The organism is Nocardia bhagyanarayanae (genome assembly GCF_006716565.1).
Taxonomy (GTDB): domain Bacteria; phylum Actinomycetota; class Actinomycetes; order Mycobacteriales; family Mycobacteriaceae; genus Nocardia; species Nocardia bhagyanarayanae.
Genome location: NZ_VFPG01000001.1, coordinates 1670267 through 1696893, shown reverse-complemented (window position 1 = coordinate 1696893; position 26627 = coordinate 1670267). Strand labels below are relative to the sequence as shown.

Annotated in this window: 20 protein-coding genes; 10 read left to right on the top strand and 10 right to left on the bottom strand. The window is 69.4% G+C overall.

Going from position 1 to position 26627, the window contains the following annotated elements:
* Window positions 1-28: 28 nt before the first annotated feature.
* The 3 genes from FB390_RS07025 to FB390_RS07015 all read right to left on the bottom strand — a co-directional run bounded on the left by FB390_RS07025 (window position 29) and on the right by FB390_RS07015 (window position 3566).
* Window positions 29-1573, bottom strand: a complete 1545-nt coding sequence (locus tag FB390_RS07025) for a coiled-coil domain-containing protein (protein WP_141808211.1) — start codon at window positions 1571-1573, stop codon at window positions 29-31.
* Window positions 1560-2699 (bottom strand): hypothetical protein, encoded by a 1140-nt coding sequence (locus FB390_RS07020; RefSeq protein WP_141808210.1) that lies wholly within the window; start codon window positions 2697-2699, stop codon window positions 1560-1562. The genes FB390_RS07025 and FB390_RS07020 overlap by 14 nt, the downstream gene beginning before the upstream one ends.
* A gap of 84 nt (window positions 2700-2783) precedes the next feature.
* Window positions 2784-3566: an SDR family oxidoreductase gene (locus FB390_RS07015; RefSeq protein WP_141808209.1), complete on the bottom strand. Its 783-nt coding sequence runs from the start codon at window positions 3564-3566 to the stop codon at window positions 2784-2786.
* Between the two features lie 147 nt (window positions 3567-3713).
* Here FB390_RS07015 and FB390_RS07010 point away from each other — a divergent pair, with 147 nt between their 5' ends.
* The 6 genes from FB390_RS07010 to FB390_RS06985 all read left to right on the top strand — a co-directional run bounded on the left by FB390_RS07010 (window position 3714) and on the right by FB390_RS06985 (window position 12282).
* Window positions 3714-5096: a lipase family protein gene (locus FB390_RS07010; RefSeq protein WP_141808208.1), complete on the top strand. Its 1383-nt coding sequence runs from the start codon at window positions 3714-3716 to the stop codon at window positions 5094-5096.
* Window positions 5097-5155: 59 nt separating this feature from the next.
* On the top strand, window positions 5156-5965 hold the full coding sequence (gene trmB, locus FB390_RS07005; RefSeq protein WP_141808207.1) for a tRNA (guanosine(46)-N7)-methyltransferase TrmB: 810 nt from the start codon (window positions 5156-5158) through the stop codon (window positions 5963-5965).
* A gap of 112 nt (window positions 5966-6077) precedes the next feature.
* On the top strand, window positions 6078-6806 hold the full coding sequence (locus FB390_RS07000; RefSeq protein ID WP_141808206.1) for an NYN domain-containing protein: 729 nt from the start codon (window positions 6078-6080) through the stop codon (window positions 6804-6806).
* Window positions 6806-10198, top strand: a complete 3393-nt coding sequence (locus FB390_RS06995) for an MMPL family transporter (RefSeq protein WP_141808205.1) — start codon at window positions 6806-6808, stop codon at window positions 10196-10198. Before FB390_RS07000 ends, FB390_RS06995 begins: the two co-directional genes overlap by 1 nt.
* Window positions 10199-10292: 94 nt before the next feature.
* Window positions 10293-11156 (top strand): helix-turn-helix domain-containing protein, encoded by an 864-nt coding sequence (locus FB390_RS06990; protein WP_246123896.1) that lies wholly within the window; start codon window positions 10293-10295, stop codon window positions 11154-11156.
* A gap of 7 nt (window positions 11157-11163) precedes the next feature.
* On the top strand, window positions 11164-12282 hold the full coding sequence (locus FB390_RS06985; protein WP_246123895.1) for a serine hydrolase domain-containing protein: 1119 nt from the start codon (window positions 11164-11166) through the stop codon (window positions 12280-12282).
* 10 nt (window positions 12283-12292) lie between these two features.
* Here the strand turns inward: FB390_RS06985 and FB390_RS06980 are convergent, their stop codons facing one another.
* On the bottom strand, window positions 12293-14119 hold the full coding sequence (locus FB390_RS06980; protein ID WP_246123894.1) for a DUF2339 domain-containing protein: 1827 nt from the start codon (window positions 14117-14119) through the stop codon (window positions 12293-12295).
* 901 nt (window positions 14120-15020) lie between these two features.
* On the bottom strand, window positions 15021-15482 hold the full coding sequence (locus FB390_RS06975; RefSeq protein WP_141808204.1) for a hypothetical protein: 462 nt from the start codon (window positions 15480-15482) through the stop codon (window positions 15021-15023).
* A 325-nt stretch (window positions 15483-15807) separates the two neighbouring features.
* On the opposite strand from FB390_RS06975, the gene FB390_RS06970 reads away from it, so the two are divergent.
* Entirely contained in the window at window positions 15808-16998 is a 1191-nt protein-coding gene (locus tag FB390_RS06970) for a helix-turn-helix domain-containing protein (RefSeq protein WP_141808203.1), read from the top strand.
* 586 nt (window positions 16999-17584) lie between these two features.
* Here the strand turns inward: FB390_RS06970 and FB390_RS06965 are convergent.
* The 4 genes from FB390_RS06965 to FB390_RS06950 form a co-directional block, all read right to left on the bottom strand.
* Complete coding sequence (locus FB390_RS06965; protein ID WP_141808202.1) at window positions 17585-18262, bottom strand: DUF1707 domain-containing protein; 678 nt, start codon at window positions 18260-18262, stop codon at window positions 17585-17587.
* An 81-nt stretch (window positions 18263-18343) separates the two neighbouring features.
* Complete coding sequence (locus FB390_RS06960) at window positions 18344-18976, bottom strand: response regulator (RefSeq protein WP_141811596.1); 633 nt, start codon at window positions 18974-18976, stop codon at window positions 18344-18346.
* 68 nt (window positions 18977-19044) lie between these two features.
* The gene (gene macS, locus FB390_RS06955) at window positions 19045-20223 is read right to left on the bottom strand and encodes a MacS family sensor histidine kinase (RefSeq protein WP_185756963.1); all 1179 of its coding nucleotides are present in this window, start codon (window positions 20221-20223) and stop codon (window positions 19045-19047) included.
* Window positions 20201-21511: an AI-2E family transporter gene (locus FB390_RS06950; RefSeq protein WP_246123893.1), complete on the bottom strand. Its 1311-nt coding sequence runs from the start codon at window positions 21509-21511 to the stop codon at window positions 20201-20203. The genes macS and FB390_RS06950 overlap by 23 nt, the downstream gene beginning before the upstream one ends.
* Before the next feature lie 121 nt (window positions 21512-21632).
* On the opposite strand from FB390_RS06950, the gene FB390_RS06945 reads away from it, so the two are divergent.
* The 3 genes from FB390_RS06945 (at window position 21633) to FB390_RS06935 (ending at window position 24692) form a co-directional block, all read left to right on the top strand.
* Window positions 21633-23153: an adenylate/guanylate cyclase domain-containing protein gene (locus FB390_RS06945; RefSeq protein WP_185757214.1), complete on the top strand. Its 1521-nt coding sequence runs from the start codon at window positions 21633-21635 to the stop codon at window positions 23151-23153.
* A 4-nt stretch (window positions 23154-23157) separates the two neighbouring features.
* A complete protein-coding gene (locus tag FB390_RS06940) occupies window positions 23158-24252 on the top strand; it encodes a lysylphosphatidylglycerol synthase transmembrane domain-containing protein (protein ID WP_141808199.1) in 1095 nt (364 codons plus the stop codon).
* An 80-nt stretch (window positions 24253-24332) separates the two neighbouring features.
* Complete coding sequence (locus FB390_RS06935) at window positions 24333-24692, top strand: DUF3054 domain-containing protein (RefSeq protein WP_141808198.1); 360 nt, start codon at window positions 24333-24335, stop codon at window positions 24690-24692.
* A gap of 10 nt (window positions 24693-24702) precedes the next feature.
* On the opposite strand, the gene FB390_RS06930 is transcribed toward FB390_RS06935, so the two are convergent.
* On the bottom strand, window positions 24703-26313 hold the full coding sequence (locus FB390_RS06930) for an NTF2-like N-terminal transpeptidase domain-containing protein (protein WP_246123892.1): 1611 nt from the start codon (window positions 26311-26313) through the stop codon (window positions 24703-24705).
* Between the last annotated feature and the right edge of the window lie 314 nt (window positions 26314-26627).

Genomic DNA, 26627 nt, shown 5'->3' with positions numbered 1-26627 from the left:
GTTCCTAACTAACTACCCATTCGGTTGCCTATTCAACAGGCACGATGTGCCGATCGAGGATGGCGATATCGCGTTCACATGCCGCCAGCTGGCCCGGCTGCTCGGCCGCGGCGCGCCGAATCCGCGCCTCGAGTTCGGCCACCCGACGATCGGTCTCCACCATCCGCGCGGCGCTCGCGCGCACCACGCGATCGGCCAGTTCCGTCTCCGCTTCCACCAGCGCGGTCGCCACCCGCTGCTCTAGCTGGGCTTTTACGTTGACGAGCGCGTCGGCGACCCACTGCCGGACGTGCGCGCGGTCGGCGACCTGCCGCCGCGCCCGCACCACCCACCATGCGACGAGCGCGCCGAGCAGCAAGGTGACCGGGATGCTCGCCACATCCAACGCCGGGACCAGCGACAGCGGGGCGACGAGCAGCCTGCCGAGGCCGACGCCCGCCGAAGCGCCCAGCGCGATCATGAGGTGATCTTCGACACCCCGGTGCCTCGGCTCCGGGTCGGGGCCGACCCGCGGCGCCGGGTCGCGCCTGCGGTGCGGCGGCGTGCGGTCCGCGCGGCCGGCGCCGTCCAGCCGGTGCGCGAGCTCGGCGAGCCGGTGCTCGATGCTCGCGTCCACCGCGCCGGTCAGCTCGGTCACGGACTGTTGCAGCCGGTCGGGGTAGTCGCCGAGTTCGGCGGGGCGCAGCCGGTCCAGCTCGGTGCGGGCGGCGGTGTGCAGCGCCCTGACGTGTCCGCCGACCTCGGTCATCAGGTCGACCCGCGCCAGGTGCAGCTGGCCGCGCAACGTCGACATGGCCGTCGCGCGGCCGCCGTCGCGCCCCGCGAGCAGCGTGGCGCGCTCCTCGCGCCAGCGCGCCGGTTCCGCGCCCGAGCGCAGCGCGGCGACCTGCTCGACCACCCGTTTCCTGGTGTCGGTGAGGACACGGGCGCGCACCGCGGTCAGCCGCTCGCCGCCGGACGCCGCCGCGCCCGCCGCGGCGGCGGTCAGTTCGGCGTGCAACGCGGTCAGCCCGGACCGGTCGATCAGTCCGGCGTCGCCGCCGGTGCGTCCGGCGACCGCGAGGCGCGCCGAGACCGGGAGGATGTCGAGATCGTCGAAGCCCTGCGCGGTGAGCAGGTCGAGATTGTGCGAACGCACCGTGCGCCAGTCCTGGTAGGCGTGCACGCCGTTCATGACGAGCAGGATCCGGGTCCCGTCGGACCGCAGGCGCCGCACCACGTCGAGGGTGTCGGTGCCGATGCTGGTGCCCGCGTCGAGCAGGATCAGCGCGACGCCCGACGGCGCGCCGCCCGCGGGCGCGGTGGATTCGACGGCCGCGTTCGCGTCGGTCATCGGATCGGTGAGGTCGATGCGGGGTTCGAAACGCGCCAGCTCGGTGCGCAAGAGGGTGGTGTTGGCGTCGTCGGGCCCGATCAGGGCGACCGTCGAAGCCGTTCCCGCGCCGCGCACCGCCTTCAGCAGCGCCATGCCCTGCGGGTTCCAGCGCGCGATCACCGCCTCCACGTCCGACGACAGCGGTTCCGGCGCGGCGGGCTCCCGCGGCGCCGGATCCGGTCGGTCAGAGTCCGGCACTGCTCATTCGCTCCCATAGTCGGATGTATCCGTTGTGCACCCGCAGTGCCGCGCGCCGCGCCACCGGCGGCATGTCGCTCGCGACCACGGCGCGCCAGCGGGCGGCCCGGTTCAGCGCGTCGTCGGCGTCGGCGGGCGCGGGCGACGGATAGCCCGCGGCGAGATGCGCGACCGAGGGATTCGCCAGCCCTGCGCACAAGGCCAGCCACATCGCGTCGTCGCCGTAGAGGTAGTCCTCGAGGATGTCCCTCGCCGGTCCCGCCTCGCCGGGCACCGCGCGGGCGGCCAGCCGCGCCAGCTCGTCGAGCAGCTCGCCGCCGCGCAACGCGGAGACCTGTTCGTAGCGGCGGTGCAGCAGCCGGTGCAGCGCGTCGATGCCGCTGGCGGCGTGCAGCAGTTGCAGGATCGCGTGCGGGCTCAGCTCGGGATCGTGGCGCAGGGCGCTCAGCGCGCAGGTGACGCCGTAGAGCTCCCAGCGGTGCAGCAGCTGCTCGCGTTCGGCGACGTCGGGGCCCGCGGTGGGCGAGACGAACAGGTCCGGCGAGAGCGTCAGCGCGGGGTCCGCGTCGGCCGCGAGCCTGCGCAACGTGGCCATGTCGGCATCGGTGACGGCGCCCGCCCTGGTGCGCACCGCGAGCGCGGCGACCACCGGTAGCGTGAGAATGCCCAGCTCCCTGGTGTACTGCTCGGCGGCGGCCACCGCGTCGCCCCAGCGCGAGCCGATCGCGTCGGCCTTGTTCAGCACCACCACGGTGCGCTCGGGCGGCAGCTCGGCCAGCACCCTGCGGTCGGCGGGCAGCGGCGCGCCCGCGAGCACGTACACGACGATGTCGGCGTCGAGCACCGGGTCGGACGCGCCCGGCTCGTCCACCGGACCGGTCTCCGCCGCCGACATCAGCGCGAGCGCTTGCAGCACCGTGGTCCGGCCGGCGTGCGCGCGCCCGGTCACCTGGATGCGCGGTGGCCTGCGCCAGCGGTTGACGGCGCTGTTGGCGTGCTGACCGATCGCGGCGGCCCGGCCACCCACCGACTGCAGATCGACGAGAAGCCGATCCAGCTGATCCTGTTCGCGCGTCGGCACTCCCCGTTCACGCATCTGCCCGTTGAATTCGGTGGCCGTCGGCATAGCTCACACCCCCTTGTCGACGCGCAATTCTGTCAGACATACGCGGTTCTGTCAGACACAGCGCCGCTCGGCGGCGCCGACCGCTCAGGCGCCCGCGAAGTATTTGTTGACCCCGCGAACCGCCCAGCTCGGGGCGTACTTCGCGGCGGCGGCGAGCAGCTTGGCCTGGGTACCGATCTCGTAGTGCACCTTGGGCAGCCGCGGACGTTTGCTCGTCGCCTCCCAGATGCCGTCGGCCACATCGTCGGCGGTCAGCCGCACGCCGAGCGATTTGGTCGTCCCGGTGCTCATGCCGTCGACCATCGCCGTCGCCACGAACAGCGGCCACACCGCGATCACCCGGATGTCGTGCCGCGACCATTCGAGATCCAAGGCCTCCGTCAGGCTTTTGACCGCCGACTTGGTCGCGCCGTAGCTGGCGAGTTCGGGCTGACCGTAGATCGCCGAGGCCGAGCAGAGGTTCACCACCTGGGCGCCCCTGGTGTCGCGCAGGTAGGGGAAGGCGTGGTGCATGCCCGCCAGCACGCCGCCCAGGTTCACGTCCATGATCGCCTGGTGGGTCACGAGGTCGATGGATTCGAAACGGCCCGCGCGCAGGATGCCCGCGTTGTTGATCAGGATGTCCAGCCTGCCCGTCGCCTCGTCGAACTCGGCGAGCCGCTCGGCCCAGTGCGTGTTGTTCGTCACATCCAGCACCCCCGTGCGCACCTTGCCACCTGCGGCGTTGATGTCCGCGGCGAGCCGGGTGAGGCCGACCTCGTCGATGTCATAGGCGCCGATGTGGTACCCGTGCCCAGCGAAAAGCAGTGCCGTCGCCCGGCCGATACCGGCCGCCGCACCGGTGATGAACACGGTCGGTGAACTCATGACGGCAGTCTAGTGCCGCCGTCGACCCCTGTTACCAGGGTTCACAGAGATGCCGGGCGTCACTTACTCTGCACTGGTGGTCGGCACCATTGTCGGTGCGCAGCTTCGCTTTTCGTGCGGGCGCGACGGCCCGTCGAGGAGGTTGCGATGACCGTCGACGCCATCGGTGTTGTCGACAGCGAACCGGGGGCCGTCGGCCACCGGCCGGTGCGCGGCGCGCAGGCGCTGCCGCCCGGCGACAGGCCGCTACTACCCAGCGCCGATCCGTTCTACCGGGCCCCGCGCGGATTCGCCTCCCGGCCGCCAGGGACCATCCTGCGTAGCCGCGCCATCGATCTCGCACTCTTCGGCCTTGTGCCGCAACAGGTTTCGGCATGGCAGTTGCTCTACCGCAGCAACGACCTGCATGGTGCGCCCGAGGTGGCGGTGACCACCGTGCTGCTGCCCGACGGCGCCGACCCGTCCGAAGACCGTCCGCTGCTCGCCTTTCAGACCGCCATGGACGCGGTCACCGAGAAGTGTTCGCCGTCCTACGCGTTGCGCCGCGGTTCCCGGGCGATCGGCGCGGTCACCCAGGTGGAGTGGCTGCTGGTCGCCAACGCGCTGCGCCGCGGCTGGGCGGTCTCGATCGCCGACCACGAGGGACCGCACGGCAACTTCGGCGCGCCGCGCGAACCCGGTTATCGCGTGCTCGACGGCCTGCGCGCGGCGCTGAACTTCGCACCGCTCGGCCTGCACGTCGACACCCCGATCGGCGTATGGGGCTACTCCGGCGGTGGCATGGCCAGCTCCTGGGTGGTGGAGATGGCGCCGACCTACGCGCCGGAGCTGAACATCGCGGGCGCGGTGCTCGGCGCGCCGGTCGGCGATCCCGAGCAGGTGTTCGCCCGGCTCAACGGCGGCCACTACGCGGGTCTGCCCGCGATCGTCATCGCCGCGCTGCGCAGGCTCTATCCGGCCCTCGGCGCGGTGATCGACGAGGAACTCACCGACGAAGGGCACCGTTTCGTCGCCACGGCCGAGACCTCGACGCCGCTCGGCGCGATCCTCGCGCTCGCGGGCAAGAAGATGGACGACTTCCTGCGGCGCCCGCTCGCGGAGGTCCTCGCCGCGCCCGCGTTCCGCGACATGTTCGACGACCTGCGCCTCGGCAACTCCACCCCCACCTGCCCGCTGCTCGTGCTGCAACCCGTGCACGACCAGGTCATCCACATGGACGGCGTGGACGGCCAGGTCGCCCGCTACCGGAAGGGCGGCGCGTCGGTCACCTACGTGCGCGACCGGCTCAGCGAGCACTTCTCGCTGCTGCCGATGGCCACCCCGATCAGCCTGGCCTGGCTCGCGGACCGGCTGGCGGGCGAGCCGCCGACGGGCGATTCCGACACCACCGTGTGGTCGGTGCTCGCCTCCCCGACCGGCCTGCGCGGACTGCTGGAAATGGCGAGCACCACAGTGAAGGTCGTGCTCGGGCGGCCGCTGCGGCAGGAGACCCCGACGGCACCGAGGATCGTCGCCGAAGTCGCGGCCTGACCTCGCGATGACCGCGCGGCCGGGGTTCGATTGCCGTGCTGTTCGCCGGATGCTGGACAATGGACGCCGTGAACGACGCCGCCAACCACACTGTCGAGTCGGTTCCGGGCAGGCCGTCCACAGCGTCGGCCCCGCTCGAAGCAGGCAGACGATCGCCGACCGGCTCCCGCCTGTACCCCCGGGTGACGAGCTTCCGCTCGCGCCGGGGCGCGCTGACCCCGAACCAGCAGGGCGCCTGGGATCGCATGTGGCCGAAGATCGGCCGCGAGGTCTCCGACGCGCCGCTGGACGCCGCCGCCTGGTTCGGGCGCGAGGCCCCGCTCGTCATCGAGATCGGCTGTGGCACAGGGACTGCCACGGCCGAGATGGCGCAGGCCGAGCCGCACCTGAACCTGATCGGGATCGAGGTCTACCAGCCGGGTCTGGCCCAGCTGGTGCAGCGCATCGAACGCGAGGGCATCGACAACATCCGACTGCTGCGCGGCGACGCCGTCGACGTGCTCGAGCACATGATTGCTGAGCAGTCGCTGACGGGCGTCCGCGTGTTCTTCCCCGATCCGTGGCCGAAGGCGAGACATCACAAGCGGCGCCTGCTGCAGCCCGCCACCCTCGCACTCATCGCCAACCGGCTCCGACCGGGCGGTGTGTTGCATGTCGCGACCGACCACGCGGGTTACGCGGAACACATCGCCGAAGTCGGCGCCGCGGAACCGCTGCTCATCGGCCTCAACGAGGCCACTGGCGGTGTCAGCGCGGACAACAGGGCGACCGCTCCGATCGGCTTCGACCGCCCCGTCACCAAGTTCGAAGGCAAGGCACATCGAGCGGGAAGCGCCATCACCGAGTTCATATGGGGCAAGATCGAATGATGAGCGAGCGCAGCGAGCGACCCATTAGCTCAGTCGTCACGGAGATCCCAGTGCAGCCGAGCCTCCCGCAGGCGACGCGCATGCCCGAGCCGAGCGTCAGCGAGGCGATGGCATGAGCGTCAGTGAGATGGCCCACGAGGTGGTCGACGTGTCCGCGGAGATCGGCGGCGCCGGGACGGAAGGTCTCGGCGGCGCCGCGCCGGACGTGCGCAGGGTCTTGCTCGTCTGGGACGCGCCGAATCTCGACATGGGTCTCGGCGCGATCCTCGGTGGTCGCCCGACCGCCGCGTACCGCCCGCGATTCGACGCGCTCGGCCGCTGGCTCCTAGCCCGCACAGCCGAGCTATCGGTGGGCAGTTCGACCAGGGTCGAGCCCGAGGCCACCGTCTTCACCAACATCGCGCCCGGCACCGCCGACGTGGTGCGCCCGTGGGTGGAGGCGCTGCGCAACGTCGGCTACGCCGTGTTCGCCAAGCCGAAGGTCGACGAGGACTCCGATGTCGACGCGGACATGCTCGCGCACATCGAAATGCGCAGCCGTGGCGCGGGACTGGCCGGCATCATGGTCGCCTCCGCGGACGGCCAGGCCTTCCGCGAACCGCTCGAACGGTTGGCCGCGCGCGGAATTCCCGTTCAGGTGTTGGGGTTCCGCGAGCACGCGAGTTGGGCCGTAACATCCGATACGCTCGAATTCATAGACTTAGAGGACATCCCTGGCGTGTTCCGTGAACCGCTGCCAAGGGTGAGTCTCGATTCGTTGCCCGACGAGGGCGCTTGGCTGCAGCCGTTCCGGCCGCTGTCGGCGCTGCTCACCTCTCGCCCCGCCCAAGGAGTCGCTTAGTGTTCACACGCTGGGGCGATCTGGTCTACCGGCTGCGCTGGGCCGTCATCGGCATGGTCTGCGCGGCCCTCCTGGCTTTGGGCGGCTACGGCCTAGGCCTGGAACACCACCTCAGCTCCAGCGGATGGGACGACCCGACGTCGGAATCCGCGGACGCCGCGCGCATCTCCGACACGGCGTTCGGGCGCGATCACACCAGCGACGTGATCGTGCTCTACACCGCACCCGAGGGCAAGACGATCGACGACCCGCAGTTCCGGGAGAAGATCGTCGACAGCCTCAACCGGCTGCCGAAGGAACATCCCGGCGAGATCGCCAAGGTCAACGGCGCCTACTGGCAGACCGATACCGGGCCGGGCGTTCCGCTGACCTTCGGTTCGAAGGACAAGAAGTACACCTTCGCCTCCATCGCCATCGTCGGCGACAACGACACCGACATGGTGCGCAACTACCGGAAAGTGAAGGACGTCTTCTACATTCCGGGCGTCGACGTCCAGGTCACCGGTCTGCAAGCCGTCGCGGGCACGCTCAACGACACGATGGCCGCCGACCAGAAGCGCATGGAGATCCTCGCCATCCCGGCGGTCGCGGTGCTGCTGTTCTTCATCTTCGGCGGTCTCGTCGCGGCGGGCCTGCCGCTGGTCGTCGGCGGTCTGACGGTGATCGGCGCCAACGGCATCATCATGTTCCTGACGAAGTTCACCGAGGTGAACTCGTTCGTCTCCGGCGTCGTCTCGATGATCGGCCTCGGTCTCGCCATCGACTACGGCCTGTTCATCGTCAGCCGTTTCCGCGAGGAACTGGCCGAGGGCTACGACACCCGCGCGGCCGTCCGGCGCTCGGTGATGACGGCGGGCCGCACGGTCGTGTTCTCCGCGACCATGATCATCGCCAGCCTCGGCGGCATGCTGCTGTTTCCGCAGGGCTTCCTGAAGTCGGTGGCCTACGGCACCATCGCGACGGTCTCGCTGGCCGCGCTCACCGCGATCACCATCCTGCCCGCGATGCTGGGCGTCCTCGGCAAGCGCGTGGACATGCTCGGCCTCAAGCGCTTCCGCAAGACCAAGACCGCGGAGGAAGTCGAGAACGGCTTCTGGGGCAAGACCACGCAGTGGGTGATGAAGCACCCGCTCAAGATCGCCGTGCCGATCTGCATCGGCCTGCTGCTGCTCATCATCCCGGTGAAGAACCTGGCCTTCGGCGGCATCAACGAGCGATACCTGCCGCCGGACAACAAGACCCGCGTGGCGCTGGAGAACTTCTACGAGGTCTTCCCGCTGAAGAAGACCGATCCGGTGCAGCTGGTGATGGTCTCCGACGACAGCGCCGCGGTCGGCAAGGTGTGGAAGGAAGCCGGCGAAGCGCCCGGCCTCACCGGCAAGTTCGAGGTGCCGAGCCGGTCCACCAGCGATCCCGACGTCTACCGGACGAGCGCCACGCTGGAGGATTCGGAGAACTACGATCCGACCATCGAGTACCTGCGCTCGATGGACGTGCCCGACAACGTCCAGCTCTACGTCGGCGGTCAGCCGACGATCCAGAAGGACAGTATCGACGCGCTGCTCGACCGCATGCCGTTGATGATCGCGCTGGTCATCTTCGTGACCACGCTGCTGATGTTCCTGACCTTCGGCTCGCTGGTGCTGCCGATCAAGGCCGCGCTCATGAGCGCGCTCGGCCTCGGCTCCACGCTGGGCATTCTGACCTGGATCTTCGTCGACGGTCACGGCGCGAGCCTGCTGAACTTCACGCCGCAGCCGATCATGTCGCCGGTGCTGGTGCTGATCATCGCGGTGATCTACGGTCTGTCCACCGACTACGAGGTCTTCCTGCTCTCGCGGATGGTCGAGGCGCGCACCCAGGGCGCGTCCACCACCGAGGCGGTCCGCGCGGGCACCGCGCACACCGGACGCATCATCACCGCCGCGGCGCTGATCCTGCTCGTGGTCGTCGGCGCGTTCGCGTTCTCGGATCTGGTGATGATGCAGTACATCGCCTACGGCCTGATCGCTGCGCTGTTCATCGACGCGACCATCCTGCGCATGCTGCTGGTGCCCGCCACCATGAAGCTGCTCGGTGACGACTGCTGGTGGGCCCCGGCCTGGATGAAGCGCATCCAGGAGAAGATCGGCCTCGGCGAGCCGATTCTCGACGACGAGCGGCCGGGCGGGGGCGAGGTCGTCGACCTGGTGAAGACCACGCCGATCACCGATCCCGTGACGATGCAGATGCCTGCGGTGTCGGAGGGCAAGCAGCCCCGTACGCCGCGGCGGGTGCGGACGATCGAGGAGATCGAGGCGGAGGCGCCTACGCAGAGCATCGATTCGGTTCCGGTCGCGAAGGGCAAGGATTCGACTCGCGCGCGGGGCGCTGGGAGTTCGGCTGCGGCGCCGCGTTCCACGACCTCCGGCGCGCACTCGGCCGCACCTGGGGCTCCGAGGTCCACGGCTCCCGGAGCGCCCGGTGTCTCGACTCCCGGAGCGCAGTCGGTGACGCCGCGTGCTGGGACTTCGGGTGTGCATTCGGCCGAGTCCACGCCGGGCGCCACAACGCCTGGGCCGCAGTCAGGTTCGGCCACTCCGCGTTCCACGTCGCCTGGAGCGCAGTCGGGTTCGCCCGCGATGCCGGGCGCCACGTCGCCCGGGGCGCAGCCGCGGCCTCGATCTGTCGGTGCGTACCCGGCCGAGTCCAGCATGCCCGGCGCCACAACGCGTGGGGCGCAGTCCGGTTCGCCTTCCAGCCCGAGCACCGGCACTCCGGGGGCGCAATCGGGTCCGGCCGCTCCGCGCTCCGCGATCCCTGGCGCGCAGTTCGATTCGCCTGGTACGCCAGGCGCCACCACTCCCGGTGCGCATACGGCCTCGTCCGGCACATCGCGTTCGGGGACTCCGGGCCCGCACGATCCGACCCGACCGCGCGCCAGTTCGCTCTCGGGCCTGCCGGATCCGAACCCGGGCAGGGCTGCGACGCCGACGGAGCCCCCGCGGCCGCGAGCCGTGCCGTTCCCAGCGGACCGGGCCGGGTCGACCGACGACGCGACGCGACCGATCCCGTCCGACGGCGCCCCGGCGCGCAGCGACACGTCCGGCGCGAACGCGGGCCAGCACGGCGCGAGCGCCTACGACCCGACGATCGGCGCCGCCCACTCGGCGCCGACGAACCACCACACTTTGTCCGGCACAACGGGTTCCGACCAGGCCGCCCACCACGCGGCACCGGACAACGGCGCGCCGGAGAACCCGGACGACAACCGCACCAGTATCGAGAACTGGATGGCCGAACTCCGGTCCTCCCGCCGCCGAGTCGCGGATTCGGACGAAGGCCGCCACCACAGCGGCGACGGCCGCTCGGTCAGCGTGAACGAACTCCTCCGCCGCCACGACGAGGACTGACCCGCTCCTGGTTCCGGTCGATACCGTCCGCGGACGGACCCGCGTGAGCGATGGCGGTATCCACGCCGTTCCGTAGCCTGGACGGGTGGGAGCTGTGGACTTCGGCCGCGAGCCTGATATGGGTTGGGATTTCGCAGGTCCGGCCGATGCCGGGCCGCTGGATGCCGCAATCATCGGTTACCGCGACGCGAGTGGCGCGGGGTTGGATCTTCGGGTTGCCGGGGCAGCGGCGATCACCGTGGTGATCGAATTGGGGGATCGCGGGCTGATCGTCGACGATGCTGCCGGACAGCGGACCCTCGGTGGCTTCGTGGTCGGGCTTCCCTTGGAGGCCATGCGTATTCGTAGCGAGCGGGCGGAGTGCGTCGAGGTCCGCTTATCACCGATACAGGCGTATTCGCTGTTGGGTGTTTCCCCCACCGATTTGGGCCGGGGTGTGGTCGCTCTGGAGGACCTGTGGGGATCGCGGGCTCGGCGGCTGCGTGAGCGACTCGTGTCGACCCGGACCTGGGACGAACGTTTCGCGGTGATGAAATCGTTTCTGGCGCACCTTGATAGGCCGATGCGGACGCCCGACCCGGAAGTGCTCGCATGCTGGAATCGCATACTTGCCTCCGGCGGCCGGGTGAAGATCGGTGAGCTCGCCGAATCTGTCGAATGGAGCCGGAAGCGGCTGTGGGCGCGGTTCGAGTCCCAGATCGGCCTGACACCCAAGCGGGCGGCGATGCTGGTCCGATTCCGGTACGCGGTCGACGGCCTGCTGGCGGGCCGGCCCGCCGCCGACGTCGCGGTGGACTGCGGGTACACCGATCAGGCTCATCTGTGCCGAGACGTGTCGCTGTTCGCGGACCGCACGCCGGGATCACTGCGGGCAGACGATCTGCCCACCATCGCCCGGCATCGGTACCGGGCCTGGGGAAGATTTTTCCAAGACCGGAGAGTACCGCTCGATCGATAGTGGTGCCGTGACCACCACATTCGATCCCGAGAAGCTACAGACCGCCCTGGAGAACGTCCATCGCGCGGGCATGCCCGGAATTTTCGCCGAGGTGCGCGACGACGACCAGATCTGGCGCGGCGCCGCCGGAGTAGCCGATGTCGACACCGGCCGCCCCGTCACCGCCGAGATGCGACACCGCGTCGGCAGCATCACCAAGACGTTCACCGCCGCCGCTGTGCTGCGGCTGGTCGACGATGGCGAAATAGATCTCGACACACCCATCGGCCACTACTTGCCGCGGCTGGTTCCCGGCGAACGCGGTGCGGCGATCACGATCCGGATGTTGATCAACCACACCAGCGGCCTCGCCGAATTCTTCCCGTACGCCTACCCTTCACTCGCGGCCTTTCCCGCCCTGGCGGAAACGACACCGGAGAGCCTGGATGACCACCGGTTCACCAGGTTTCACGCGACCGAGCTGATCGGAATGGGGGTCTCGGCGCCCGCTACCGGCACTCCGGGTGGCACACCGGGGGTGTACTCGAACACCAATTACCTGCTGCTGTGCCAACTCCTGGAGTCGATTACTGGTACTTCGGCGGAGAAATTCATCACCCGCAACGTCATCGAGCGCGCCGGGCTGCGGGACACCGAGCTCCCGCCCGGACCGCATATCAACGGACCGCACTCACTGCACTACGAGGCGTGGTTCGGCATGATCGACCCGCCGCGCGACTACAGCGTCTATGACATGTCGTGGACGGCGAACGCGGCTTCCCTGATATCGACCGTCGCGGACCTGAACCGCTTCTACCGCCTGCTGCTGGCCGGCGAAATCATCAGTCCAGCGTCGCTGGCGCAGATGCAACGCACCGTTCCGGTCATCGCCTTCGACGGAAGGACCGGCGACTACGGTCTGGGCCTGCAGAAGACGACACTGCCCGGCCACGGCGTCTATTGGGGGCATGAAGGTTCGGTCTGGGGCGGCGGCGCGATGTCCATGATCAGCGCCGACGGCAAACGGCAAGCGTCCATCGCGGTGAATCTGCAGCGCTGGAACCGACTCGACTCCGCGGGGAAGCCGCAGCCCCATCCCATCGACGACGCACTCCAGGCTCTCACCCAACTGGCGCTGGGTGGTTGAGACGCAGCCATCAATCGGCGCTGCGGGTGCCCGCTTCGGCGAAGGCTCGGGCGTAGCGGGTTCCCGTGAGTAGCAGGAGGATTCCGACTACCAGGAAGGCCGCGACTCGGATCAGGCCGTCGAGGGTGGCCAGGTCGAAGAGGAACAGCTTCGCCAGGGCTGCGGTGGTGACCAGCAGTCCGGAGCCGAGGGCGACCTTGGCGATGGCGGCAGAGCGGGAGAGGTTGCGCAGGCCGTAGAGCAGCGCGGCGGTGGCGGCCGCCATCCACACGATGGTGGCGATGCTGTGGCCGATGACGAAGCCGTCCCGCGCGCCCGTCGCGGTGCCGATCGCGACGATCGCGGCGGTCACCAGGTAGAGGGCCGCGCCACTCGCGGCGATCCAGAGGATCGAGTCCTCCGCGCCGCCCTTCGGTGTGCCTGCCAGCCGGCGGATGGTCCAGACCGCCACCGCGACAACGGCGAGACCGACGATCGCCGCCAGCGTGGTGGAGACGGACAGGTGCTTCTCGGCGAGTTGCTGCGAGGCAAGCCTTTCGGGGGTCGCGTTCGCGAGGAAGGCGAGTCCGCCGATCAACGCGAAGGCGATGCCGAGACCCGCGGCGACGCCGGAACGCAGCTGGCCCGCCACGCCGAGGAAGCCCAGTGCGACGAGCAGCGTCGCGATGGGAAGCGTCTGCGTACTCGTCACGCCGACGCATGCCTCGAGCAAGGCGAAGGAGCCCGCGACAGCCGCGGCGATGGCGGTGTGGCCCGGAAGCTTGGCCAGCTCACGGGTTTTCGGCAGCAGCGTCAGCGCGGCAGTCGCGAGCAAGACCAGCGCGAAAAGCCCAGCGATCAGTGCGGCGACGCGGCGGTCGAACAGCGCGGGCACCGCGAGCAACGGGGTGGTCGAGATGGCGAAGGCCACGGTCGCGGTGATGTCGTCGGCGCGGCGGCGCACCACCAGTGCGGTTCCGACCGTGCCGATCAGCGCCGTCGCGATCGCGGCGACCAGAAGCCACAGCTCGCGGGTGTGATCGGAGGTCTCGATGAGCGCCACGGCGATGCCCACCAGAGTGGCGATCACCGCGGGGGCGGTACGGACGACGTGCAGGAACGGCCAATCACGGTCGAATTGCACCGGAACGCAAGCCAATTGCAGCGCGATCAGGAAACCGAGCAGCACCAGTTCGACGGTCACGAACGGCGCGAGCAGCGCAGCGCCCGACACCACGAGCACCGCCAACGGCTGCGACTTCCACCGCATCGCGAGCCCGACGCCACCCGCCGCGACCGCGAACGCCACCGCCAACCCCACCACCGGGTTCAACCAGTGATAGATCGCGGTCACGGCGATCACATCGAGATAGGCGCCCGCGATACCAGTGGCCGCCAACGCGATACCGCCGACCCGCCCACCGGCCTTACCGAAGACCCGCATCCCCGCCCCGACAAGCGCGGCCGAGAAGGCCGCTCCAGCAACAACCCTCGGTACCGGCCCGAAGAACCCGGCCTGTGCCGCGAGCACCAACAGCATCACCACACCGATCAACGTCACCGCCACACCGGCCACGGCAAGCACCCTGCTGATCACCCCGTCCCGCTGCCACCACGGAACATGCGGTTCGCGCCGCACCGGCGGCGCGGGCGGTCGAATCCCGGGCGGCACCATCCCACCACCCACCGGCATCGCGCCCCGCGGAGCCCGGCCCCACGCCTGCGGCGGCACAAAACCCGGCGGCGGCGTCGCACCCGTTGTCGGCGTGACACCCGACGGCGGCATCACACCCGCCTGCGGCACCGCACCCGGCTGGGGCACGGCGCCGGAAGTCGGCGCGCCACTCGACGGCGGCATCACACCTGCCTGGGGGCCAGCACCCGGCTGGGGCACGGCGCCAGAAGTCGGCGCGCCACTCGACGGCGGCACAGCACCCGGCCGGGGCACCTCACCCGAGGGCGGCACAATGCCCCAACCATGCTGCGCCGCAGCCACATACGCCGACCCCTGGCCCGGCCAAGGCGCCCCTGAACCGACGGTCGGAGGCGGAACGGGCGCGCTTCCGACGGGAGATGCGCTCGCCCCAGTGGACGCCGATCCCAGCCCTTCGGCAACACCCGAAGTCGAGCCCGCGTCCTCGACCGCATCCGAACTCGAGCCCGCAGGCCACCCGCCCGCGGCCGCACCTGCACTCCCGGCAACAACGGTGCCCGCGCCAGCAGCAGGGGACGCCGACCCGCTGGCAGCGCCCGAGGCTGAGCCTCCCCCCTCGACCGCGCCCGAAGTCGAGCCTGCGCCTCCGGCAACACCCGAAGCCGAGCGTGCGCTCGCGGCCGCACTCGAAGTAGAACCCGCAGACCGCGCGGTCTCGGCATCACCTGTACTCGCGCCACTGACCGCAGCGGTCGTGGGTCCCGACTGGGCGGTCGCTGGGCCGCGGAGTGGGGCCGGGATCGGATTCGTGCCGCCCGGCACACCCTCGCCCGCCGGACCGGCCGCTGCTCCTTCCGGCGCGATCTGCTCGCCCAGCAGCGCCAGATCTCGTCCGAGCGCACCCATCCGCGTACCCAGCGCGGTGAACTCACCCGACAACCGCGAGATCAGCGCCGGATCGATAGATGTAGTCATATCCCCATGCTCGGCCCCTCATATGTACCGAACATGAGTAGAAACCCCCGGTGACGGGCCGATATCTACCCGATTTCGCCCCGACCGACCCCCAACCGGCTTGCGGGTGGGGGCCGGTCGCGCCAGGCGGTCATGGGGTGGGCGCGGTGCGCATGCCGGTCACCTGATGGATGGCGCTGATGACGTTCGCGCGCGGTGGCATGCGGAGCACACCGGGCGCGGGCTCGCTCGCCCAGTGCCAGCCGCGACGGGAGTCGGTGCTCGGCAGCAGTATGTGGCGGCCGCCGGGGATCACCGTGACCTGATGCCCGGCCAGGCAGCGCCGGACGTGCACGTCGACCGGGGTGGCAGGGCTGGGCGGCGTCACCAGGAAGGTCCAGCTGCGATCGCCGGGGTCGGCGACCACGGGCGCGATCAGCGTCCGGTCCAGCATGGCGAGGACCTTCCTGCCGAGTTCCGGTGGCATGACGACGCCGCCGAGCAGGGTGCCGGTGGTCACCACGGGACGTCCGGCCAGCAGTTGGACGGGCAATCCGTACCGATGTCGGAGCAGGTGCGCCGCTTCGTGCGGGCCGTGACAACGTTCGAACATGATGCTTCCCCTCAGGCGATTACGGTGCTGTGGCAGGTGATCGGCCGTCGGCGTAGCGGACCGTGCAGGTCACGGCCGCTCGGGCGCAGCTGTTCGGGTCGAGCGAGAAAGACTTGCGATGCGGTCGCGCGATCGGCGCGCCGGGCTCGCACAGTGGTTTTCGGCATGGTTTTCATTGCCGCCGCCCTTTGCGTTCTCAAAGTTGCAGAAAGGCAACGGTATTCCAACCAGAGGCAAACGAGTCGTACGTAATGTCCCACTGAGGATGAACACGAAGGCTTAGCGTCGTACCCTGAAACCCAGATGTAACAAAGGACTCGGGTACATGGACGATTCGTCGATCGGGGTGCGGATCCGGCGCTTTCGCGGCAAAGCGCTGACGCAGCGCCAACTTGCCGACCAGGCCGGGGTGAGCGTGGATCTCGTGCGCAAGCTCGAGCAGGGCGGACGCCAAACCGCGTCCATCGCGAGCCTCCAGAAACTGGCCCGCGCGCTCGACGTGGACATCTCCGATCTGGTCGGCAAACGCCACGGGATACCGTCCGGCAACCCGGACGCGGGCATCGTCGCCATCCGGCGCGCGTTGACCCCCGTTGACGACTTGCTCGGCGAGGTGCCCGAGGAAGAGGCCGTCAGCCTCGACGACGGCCGCCGAGCGGTCGACTACGCCTGGGGCGCGTACTGGGCGGGCCGCTACGAACTGCTCACCACGATCCTGCCCGCCAACCTCACCCAACTGCGCGCGACCGTGCACGCCGCACGCAACGGCTCGGTGGCCCCGGCCAACGAACTGCTCGCCCGCATGTGCTGGGTCACCGGTTGCACGCTCGTGCATCTCGGGCAGACCGATCCGGCGTTCCTCGCCATCCGCCAGGCGCTCACCGCCGCCGAACGCGGCAACGATCCGCTGCTGCTCGCGACCATCCGCGGCTCGGTGGCCTGGCAGCTGCTGGTGCAGGGCCGCTACGACGAGTCGCGTCGCGTCGCGCTGCGCGCCGCGACGGAGCTGGAGCCCGCGGGCGAGGTGCCGCACGCCCACTTGTCCGCGTACGGTTCGCTCGTGCTCCAAGGCGCGACGGCGTCCGGCCGGGCCCAGGACGTGCCGGAGGCGCTCTCGCTCATCGAGGCCGCCGGCGAGGTCGCGCTGCGCATCGGCGCCGATCGGCAGGACTACGAAACCTATTTCGGACCTTCGCAAGTCGTGATGCAGACGGTGGACGTGAACGTTTCGTCCGAACGCTATTCCGAAGCGCTCGCGGCGGCCAAGGAGATGCCGCCGAACAGCGGTCTGCCGCAGGCCTCCCGCGCCCGCCACCTGGCCGACACCGCGGTCGCCCTCACCCGCACCGGCCAGCACCAGCGCGCACTGGACGCCCTGCTCAACGCCGAGCGCGTCGGCGGCGTCGACTGGATCAAATACCAATCCCTCCCCCGCCACATCGTCTCCGAACTCCTCGACCACGACCGCCGAGTCCCCTTGCGCGCCTTCGCCCGCCGCATCGGAGTCAACACCTGACGGGCACCGGATCGGCTCCGCCGTTGGCGCGCCCGTCTGTGAGCAGCACCAGCATCGGGCAGCGGCGCGGGCGTCGGTGAGCAGCACCTACATCAGGCCCGCGGCGAGTCAACCCGACTCTCCCCGAACGCCGCCCCATACCGCCTAGCCACTGCATCCTGCTGGCCGCACACGGCCCCAATCGCGGCTCGACCCGACACGCCGCCCTTCTACCCCTGGCCACTTCGCCCGGTCGACTGCCCGCTGCCCCGAATCTCACAGCGTCGCTTCGGTCCCCTTCGACCGCACGCTGCTCTTCGAACTCGCGGCGTCACCGCTCCAGAACCACACGCCCGTCGATCACCTTCGAATCCAGCCGGGCCAGCGTCGAAACCACCATTTCTCTATCGACCGTAGTCAAATTGGATCTCGCGGGAGAGAAATGGCGGCTCAAACCGCCCGAACAGCAACCATTTCTCTCCCGTCGATCGTCGCCGCCGATGCGTGCGGGCGCCGCCGCGTCGATGCTCCGTGCTGGCTCATCATCGTGCCGGTGGTTGCGCTGACGCGCGGCGCGCGGCGGAGACCGTTGCGGAGAGTGCGGCGGTCAGTGGCCGAGGAGTTTGCGCCAGTGCGCGATGAACGGGTGCTTCGCGGTGACCGAGCCGAAGCGGATGCTTCCGTGCACGACCAGGTGGAGGGGGCCGAGTGGGGGGCCGGTGCGGACCTTGTTGTTCACGCTCGCGCCGATGAGGTCGAGGCCGTTCAGGTCGACGGTGGCCTCGGCGGGCACAACGAGGGTCAGCGAGCTGCAGAAATCGTCGACGTTGAGCTCGACCACCTGGGTGGACATCACCGCCTCGGTGAAATCGAGGGTGACGCCGGAGAACCAGTTGTTCAGGTGCAGCGAGGGCGCGACCTGCCACGGCCCGCGCCGGGTCACACCCGACATGCGGCTGCGGATCACGTTGCCTGCGGGAGTGGGCGGCATGGGCGGGCGCTTCGCGAACGAGGGCGTCGAGTTCACGAACGTGGTGGGCGGGGCGGCGGGTTGGCCGATCATGCGCACGCCGGGCAGGTCGATGAGCACGGCGTTCAGTTCGCCGCGGGTCTTGGCGGCGAGGGCGGTGTCCATCCGTTCGGTGAACTCGCCGAGCGAGAGCATCCCCAGCCCGACCGCCCGCTGCAGCAGCTGACCGACGTGCTCGCGTTCGGCGTCGGAGACGCGCAGATCCCGATCACCGACGGAGCCGACGCCATTGGATACCGATTCGGGTCCGCCCATGGCTTCGAGATTACCGAGATTCGGCCGGGCGCGGCATCGGGGCGTTCCCCGATTACGACTCCTCCGTTGGTCGGATGCCGCCTACTCGAGCCCCTGTTCGATCGCGTACCTGGTGAGTTCGACGCGGTTGGCCAGCTGCAACTTCCGCAGCGTCGCCTGCACGTGGTTCTCCACCGTGCGATGACTCAGCCCGAGCCGCGACGCGATCTGCTTGGCGGACAACCCTTTCGCCACCATCCGCAGCACCTCGGTCTCCCGCTCGGTGAGTGCGGGCCGGTGCGGTTCGTCGGGCTCGGCGGGCGCGGTCGCCATTCGGCGATACTCGCCGAGCACCAGCCCGGCCAGGCCCGGGGTGAACACCGGCTGACCGGCCGCCGTCGCACGCACCGCGTCGATCAGTTCGGCCGCCGACGCGCTTTTGACCAGGTAACCGGAGGCGCCCGCCTTGATCGCGTCGAGCACGTCGTCGCGCTCGGCCGACGCGGAGAGCACGAGCACCCGGCTCTGCGGCGACACCCGTAACACCTCGGCGGTGGCCGTCGCGCCGTTCCCATCGGGCAACTGCATGTCCATCAGCACGACGGCGGGTCGCACCGCCGCGGCGCGCCTGGTGGCGGAACCGACACCGTCCGCGGTCGCGACGACCTCGAATCCGGCCTCGGCGAGGTCGCGGGAGACACCGTCGCGCCACATCGGGTGGTCGTCCACCACCATCACCGAAATGGTCTCGGCCGCACCATCGGTCACCGCACCGCTCCTTTCGCCTACTTCATCCTGCCAGGTCAGCGGGCATCGCGCGGCACGCGGAACTCCCACTCGACGCCTTCGCCCACGCTGCCTTCGGTCAGCAGTTCGGCGGTGCCGCCGAGCGCGGCGATTCGGCCGACGATCGACCGCGAAACCCCCATCCGCCCTTCGGCCTCCGCCTCGGCCAGCCTCCCCGGCGCGATGCCGACGCCGTCGTCGCGCACGCTGACGATCAGCTCGTCGCCCGTGTCCTCCAGCAGCACATACGCTTTCGCGTCCGCACCGGCGTGCAGCTCGACATTGGCCAAGGCCGTTGCGACGGCGGCGGCGAGTTCGCCTGCCGCCCAACGCCCCACCCGAACGGGCTCGCCAGGCGTCGACACGAAGATCTTCGGCGTCGCGTGCACGGTCAGCAGCGGACGCAGGTCCACCTCCGCGCCGCCCGCGTCCTCCCGCACGCCCTGCTCGGAGATCAGCACCCGCAGCGCCACTTCCTGCTCCCCCGCGCGCAGCGCCAATTCCTCGGTGGGACCGCCGATTTCGGTGCCGCGCCGCTTGATGTAGCTGAGCACTTGGAGGACGCCGTCGTGCACTTCCCGTGCGAGCCGCTCGCGTTCCTCGGCGGCGGCGGTCAGGCGCACCGCGCGCTGCAATTGCTCCTGCGCGCGCCGGGCGGTGTTGGCGGCCAGCCCGAGTGCCAGGCCGACCGAGACGAGCACCGGCGCGGTCGCGTCGGCCCAGACGTCCTGACCCCACTGGTCGCGCACGGTGATGATGACCGCGGCGATCATCAGCCCGGACGCGATCCCCGCGATCGGACCGCGCAGGATCGCCGCCGAGATCACCGCGTTGGCCGCCCACATGGTCGTCGGCAGGGTCTGGTGTCCGTGGTACCAGTCGTAGTCGGCGACGAGCCGGGTCGCGGCGACCAAACCGATCACCACGACGTGGTCGCCGATCACCACCCACACCCGCACCTTGGCCACGTCGGCCACCTGCCACTGCGAGAGCATCAGCGCGGAAAGCCCCGACCACACCACCATCAGCGCGATGAACACCCAGCTCAGGCGCTGGTTCTGGTAATAGGGCACGGACGCGATCTGCTGACCGACCGCGTACAGCAGCGTCACGAGCCGGAACGCCTGCACGGCCCGCCACAGCGGCGCGGTCGCGGCGTCGGCGGGACTGAGCTCAGCCGACGGAGTCCGGGTCATCGGGCCCGCCATGATGGTTGTCGTCGGAGTTCTTCGTCAGACGGGAACCGTCCCGGTCCGATGCGGAATCGGAACCGCGCAGCGCGAGGCGCGAGCGCGCGGACTCCTCCGCCAAGGTCGCCGCCACGTCGAACCGTCCCGGATCAGGGTGGTCCGGCTCCGCCGAATACAACCCGTGCTCGGCGGTCTGGAGTTCGCCGAACGTCTCCTCCGGACGCTCGGCCAGCAACGATCGGATGGCCGTGTTCATCACCGCCACGGCGGGCACCGCGAGCAGGCCGCCCGCGATTCCGCCGAGCACCACGCCCGCCGCGATCGCCAGCACCACCGCGAGCGGGTGGATGCTCACCGCGCGACCCAGCAGCAGTGGTTGCAGCACGTGGCTTTCCAGCTGCATGACCGCGATGATGATGCCGAGCACGATCAGCGCCGTCACCAGGCCCTTGGTGACCAGCGCGATGAACACCGCGATGGAACCGGCGAGGAACGCGCCGATGATCGGGATGAACGCGCTGATGAACACCAGCGAGGCCAGCGGAAGCGCCAAGGGCACCCCGAGTATCGCCAGGCCCGCGCCGATGCCGATGGCGTCCACGGCCGCGACCACCACCGTGGCCCGCACGAAGCCGACCAGCGAGCCGAAGCCGAGCTGACCGGCCAACCGGACCCGCTCCCGGTGCTGGGTCGGGACGATCCGGGTGACGAACTCCCAGACCTGATCGCCTCCGTAGAGGAAGAAGATCAGGATGAACAGCGTGAGGAAGGTGCCGGTGAGGATGTGGCCGATCACCGTGGCCGTGGTGAGCGCGCCGGAGGTGAGACTGTCCTGATTGGACTGGATGGCCTTGACGATGGTGTCGCCCGCGTTGCGGATCTGGTCGTCGCTCAGGTGCGGCGGACCGTTGATCAACCAGTCCTGGACTCGGTGGACGCTGTCGGTGAATTCGTCCGACAGCTGCGGCACACCGGCCACGAACTGCTCGATGACGAAGGTCATGATCCCGGCCACCAGACCGAGCGAGCCGACCAGCGAGACGAAAACCCCCACCCACCTCGGTACGCCGAGCCGCTGCATCCAGTCCACCAGCGGCGCGAGCAGCGCGGCCGCGAGCAGCGCGATGGCCATCGGAATGACGACGGTCGCCAGCCGCTGCACGATCATCGCCATGGCGATCACCGCGGCCAGGATGACCAGCAGGCGCCACGCCCACTCCGCGGTCTGCCGGACTATCGGGTGCACCGCGTCCGCGGCGGAGTCCCGGCGCGGGCGTTCCTCGAGCTCGGTCACCTCGCTCAGGGTAACGGAGGTCGCCGACGAACCACGCCCACCGGACAGCGGCAAGTGGACGAATGATCGAAACGCTAGATTAGGGGGCGTGTCAGCGCCCTTGGAAGCGGTCAAACAGACCATGCGTACGCGCTGGCCGCTTTACCTGACATCGATGCTGTTGGCGAACGCCTTCGGCGCGGTGCTGGTGTGGGCGTTCATCCAGTACGGACTCCCTGTTCCGGAAGGCGAGGCGGCCGGTACCCGACGCACCGGTCTGCTCATCCCCGCCCTCGTCTTCATCGCGGGCGGGCTGCTCAGCCTCGCCGCTTCCGCACTGATGCTGCGTCCGGTCATGCGCTGGCAGATGCGCGGCGGTCCGCCGAGCCGCCAGGAACAGATGGCCGCGCTGCACGCGCCGTTGCGCCAGGCGATCCTGCATCTGGCGCTGTGGTTGATCGGCGGCGCGGTGCTGGCCGGACTCATCATCTCCGACACGCCCGAGCTGGCAGGCGCGGTGATCGTCACCGAGTGCATGGCGGCGACCATCGTGTTCGGCTTCACCTACATGCTCGGCGAGCGCATCCTGCGTCCGGTCGCCGCGCAGGCGTTGACCGAGGGCACCTTCGATCACACCCTGACGCCGGGCGTCGGCACCAGGATGGCGATGACCTGGGGCATGGGCACCTTCGCGCCGACCATCGCCATCGTGCTGCTGTGCGTCACCCAGATCTCCTCGGACGTGAAGTTCTCGGCGCAGTCGCTGGCCATCTCGATCCTGCTGCTCTGCGGCGTGGTGATCCTGCAGGCGCTGGCGCTGTCCATGCTCACCGGCTCGAGCATCTCCGATCCGGTGCGCCAGCTCAGCCAAGCCATCGACCGGGTGCAGGAAGGCGCTCGCGACGTGCAGGTCGAGGTGTTCGACGGCAGCGAGATCGGTCTGCTCCAGGTCGGCTTCAACCGGATGATGGAGGAGGCGGCCAAGCGGCGCCAGCTCCAGGAGCTCTTCGGCCAGCACGTCGGCGAGGAGGTCGCGCAGCGCGCCCTCGACTACGGCACCGAGCTCGGCGGCGAGACCCGGTTCGTCGCGGTCCTGTTCGTGGACATGGTCGGCTCCACCGCGACCGCCGCCGAACGCCCGCCCACCGAGGTGGTGAGCCTGCTCAACGAGTTCTTCCGGATCGTGGTCGACGTGATCGACCGGCACCACGGGTTCGTCAACAAGTTCGTCGGCGACGCGGCGCTCGCCATCTTCGGCGCGCCGCTGGACCGGCCGGACGCGCCCACCGCGGCGCTCGCGGCGGGTCGCGAACTCCGCGAGGCGCTGCGCGAGGTGCCGGGCCTGGACATCGGCATCGGCGTGTCCGCCGGTCTGGCGGTCGCCGGAAATATCGGCGCCGCCAACCGTTTCGAATACACGGTGATCGGCGACCCGGTCAACGAGGCGTCCCGATTGACCGAATTGGCCAAAGACCAACCGGGTCGGGTGCTCGCCTCCGGCAGTGCCTTGTATTTCGCGGAGGAAAGCGAGCAGGAGTTCTGGATCGCGGGCGAGGAAGTGCAGCTGCGCGGACGGCGCCGGAAAACGCGATTGGCCTGGCCGAAAGAAGGCGCCGACCCGCGCACCGATGCCGACGCCCGAACAATTCCTTCGCTAAGCTGACCGCGTGACGGCCAACGGGGATCCAGCGGGCGAGCCTGCACCGCGAGCGTCCACCGTCGAGCAAGGCCGGCGCAAATTCTGGTGGGTCAAATGGTTGCTGGGCGCCGCGCTGCTGGCTTTGTTGATAGGCGAAGGCGTCTATCTGTGGCCGCGACTGCACGAATCCTGGCGAAAACTCACCGAAATTCATTGGGGCTGGGTCGCGGCCTGTATCTGGCTGCAAGCGCTTTCCATGAGCGGATTCGGCCGGGTGCAGAAACAACTGCTGCATGCGGGCGGCGTCGATGTGAGTCAGCGCAAATCCGTGGCAGTCGTTTACGGCGCGACCGCGATGTCGGTGACATTGCCCGCGGGACAGGTCTTCTCCACCGCGTTCACCTATCGGCAGACCCGGCGGTGGGGCGCGAGTCCGATCGTCGCTTCCTGGCAGCTGGTCATCTCCGGCGTGATCGCCACCGCAGGTCTGGCGCTGCTCGGCGTCGGCGGCGCGCTGCTGGTCGGCAACCAGGTCGGCCCGTTCAAACTCATCCTTTCGCTCGCCGCGGTCGCCGCGCTGATCTGGGCGGGCAACTACATCTCGCGCAATCCCGGGTCGCTGGAGAAGGTGCTGCGACGGCTGCTCGCGCTGGTCAACCGGGTTCGCAAACGGCCCGCGGACCACGGGATGGCGAAGGCCGCCGAGATTCTCGCCCAGCTCGAGTCGGTGGATCTCGGCAAACGCGACGGAGTCTGGGTGGCGGGCTGGGCGGTGGTGCACCGATTCGCCGACGTCGCCTGCCTCGGCGCGGCCTGCTACGCCGTCGGCGCCGAGCCGAAACTCGCCGGACTGCTCATCGCCTTCACCGCGGGCAAGGCCGTCGGCTCCATCCCGTTCGCCCCCGGCGGCATCGTCTACGTCGACGCGACCCTGATCTACGGCCTCACCGCGGGCGCGGGTCTGCCCGCCGCCCAAGCGGTCGCCGCGGCGTTCGTCTACCGGATGGTCAGCTTCATCCTGGTCGCGATCGTCGGCTGGATCGTCTTCGCCTTCCTCTTCCGCACCCCGTCGGCCGACGAGGTCGCGTACGAAAAGGAATTCGAAACCCGCCGCACACTGTGAAACGCGGATGACTGGTCAGTGCAGGTCTCGGGGCGGTGTCGTGATCGAGATAGAACTGACACCGCACTACGCTTGCGCGGGTGAAGAGACTCGCTCCGGTGGCGGCAGACGCGGTATTGGTGATCTTGTTCTGTGTCATCGGACGGCGCAGTCACGACGAGGCGGTGATCGCGGGGCTGTTGAAGACGCTGTGGCCGTTCGCGATCGGCCTGGCGATCGGGTGGGTTCTCGCGCTGGCCGTCGCCGGGCGCGCGGGACGTTTCGACGGGACGGTCCTATGGCCGACCGGAATCCTGGTCTGGTTGTCCACGCTCATCGGCGGCATGGTGCTGCGCGCGATCAGCGGGCAGGGGACCGCGGTCAGCTTCGTGCTGGTCGCGGGCACCGTGCTCGCGTTCTTCCTGCTGGGGTGGCGCGCGGCGATCCGCGCGCTGAACTGATTCCCGCTGCTCACGGCTCCGGTGTCGCCAAGGACTGCAACATCCTGGCCGCCATCCGAGCGGTGGCGTTCCCACTGTCCACGTCGTTGATGTGTACCGCGAACGCCAGATCGCCCATGTTGGCGATCAACCAACCGTCCTCGCCCGCTGTCGCCGCGTAGGCGATCACCGGGTGGCCCCGCAACGGTGTCAGGTGGGGAGCTCCGGTGGCCTCGCGCAACATGGTGCGTAGTCGTTCGGTCAGCTCGCCGCCCAACGGCGTCAGCTGCGCGTCGGTGCCGCCGGTGCGCCCGACCTCGATCTTCGGCGCGGGCACCTCGCCGCGCGCGATCGACGCCGCCGCGATCGCCATTCCGAACGGACTGGCCAGCACCGCGTCCGACCCGCCGCCCTGGCGCACCTGCTCGGCGCTGCGCCCGGCGATGGCGAGCCGTCCGGTGACCTCGTCCAGCCCGGGCACCTGGAAATCGATGCCGATGCCGAGCCTGCTCGCGGCCTCCGCCGCTTCCTGCACCGAGACGTCCTGCGGCGCCTTGCCGTTGGACGCCGCCGCGACGGCGCGGAACAGCTCGATATTGCCGCCGACCGGGTACAGACCGGTGAACGCGACCGGTCCGTGCGCGCTGGCCTGGCTGTTCTGCGCGACCGCGACCACCGCGCCACTGGACGGTTGGATCGCCACGATCGAAGCGGGTGTGCCGACGCTCACCACCGCGTCCTCGGCGGCGCGCTGCAACCGCTGATCCATGGTGGCGACGATGTCCGGCCCCGGCGGACCCTGGTAACCGGCGACCTGGCTGATGAATCGCCCGTCCGGCTCGAAGATCTGCACGCCCCAGCCGGAGTGCTCTTCCTGGCTGGTCTCCCAGACCTTGCGCAGCGCGTCCAGCTGCGGCGACCAGACCCGGCGGTCCGAGGAGATCAGCCGCGGCTGCTTCTCCATCACCACGCCGGGAATCGGCGCCATGCGCGGTTCGAGGATCGCGAAATCGCCCTCGCGCAGGTTGACCGCGACGATCGGCTTGCCCTGCGAGGACGCCAGCTGCTGCATCAGCGACGGACCGGTGATCAGCGGCGCGACCGGCTCGATGGCCTTGGCCAGCGCGTCGGTGGAGGCGACCGGGTCGGACGTCCGCGTGGGGTCGAGCTTGATCACATTGATGACCTGCTCGTGCATCAGCGGCGCGCCGACCATGTCGAGCACCCGCGGCGGCGGCTTCGGCGTGGTGCGCACCAGCTTCACGGTGCGGTTTCCTTGCAGCTGCGGCATCACGACCGACGGCTCCCACGAGATCCGCCAGCCGATCGCCAGCTTGCGCACCGTGCCCTGGATGCTGTAGCTCCAGTTCTTGTTCTCGCCGAAGCTCCAGTCGACGTCCATGCTGAAGATGGCCGATTGCGCGTCCAAGCCGATGAATTGGGTCTTCTCGTAGTCGACCTTGCCGGGAGCGAGACCCTCGAACATTTGCTTCAGCGTTGCCGAAGCGGCGTTCGGGTAGGAGGTGAGTTCCGATGCCTTCTTGTAGTCCTGCTGATCGAGGAGTTCGGTGAAGCGCTCGACGACGGCCGCGGGCTCGTTGGGTTCCTCACGAAACCCGCAGGAACCCAAGGTGACTGCCATAGCCGCCACCCCCGCGAGTGCCATTGCGCCCCGAACGCGAAAGCGGCGGGATCCCCACACATCCATGTCGCCCACTCTTCACTCTTGTCACTCCAGCAACAAGACCACCGTACCTGAAATGAACCTGTTTGCGACGTCCCGGTGACCGGGCCGTTACCCATGCTCAGCATTGTCAATTGTGCCCGAAGACAGCGTCTCCGATAGGCCGAACGATAACGGTATCCAGTCACAAGGCGATAACCGGCGCCGCTACCGTACCGGCCGGAACGCGAACGCGCGAGCGAACCGCCTACCTCGATGATCCGTCCCGAGTC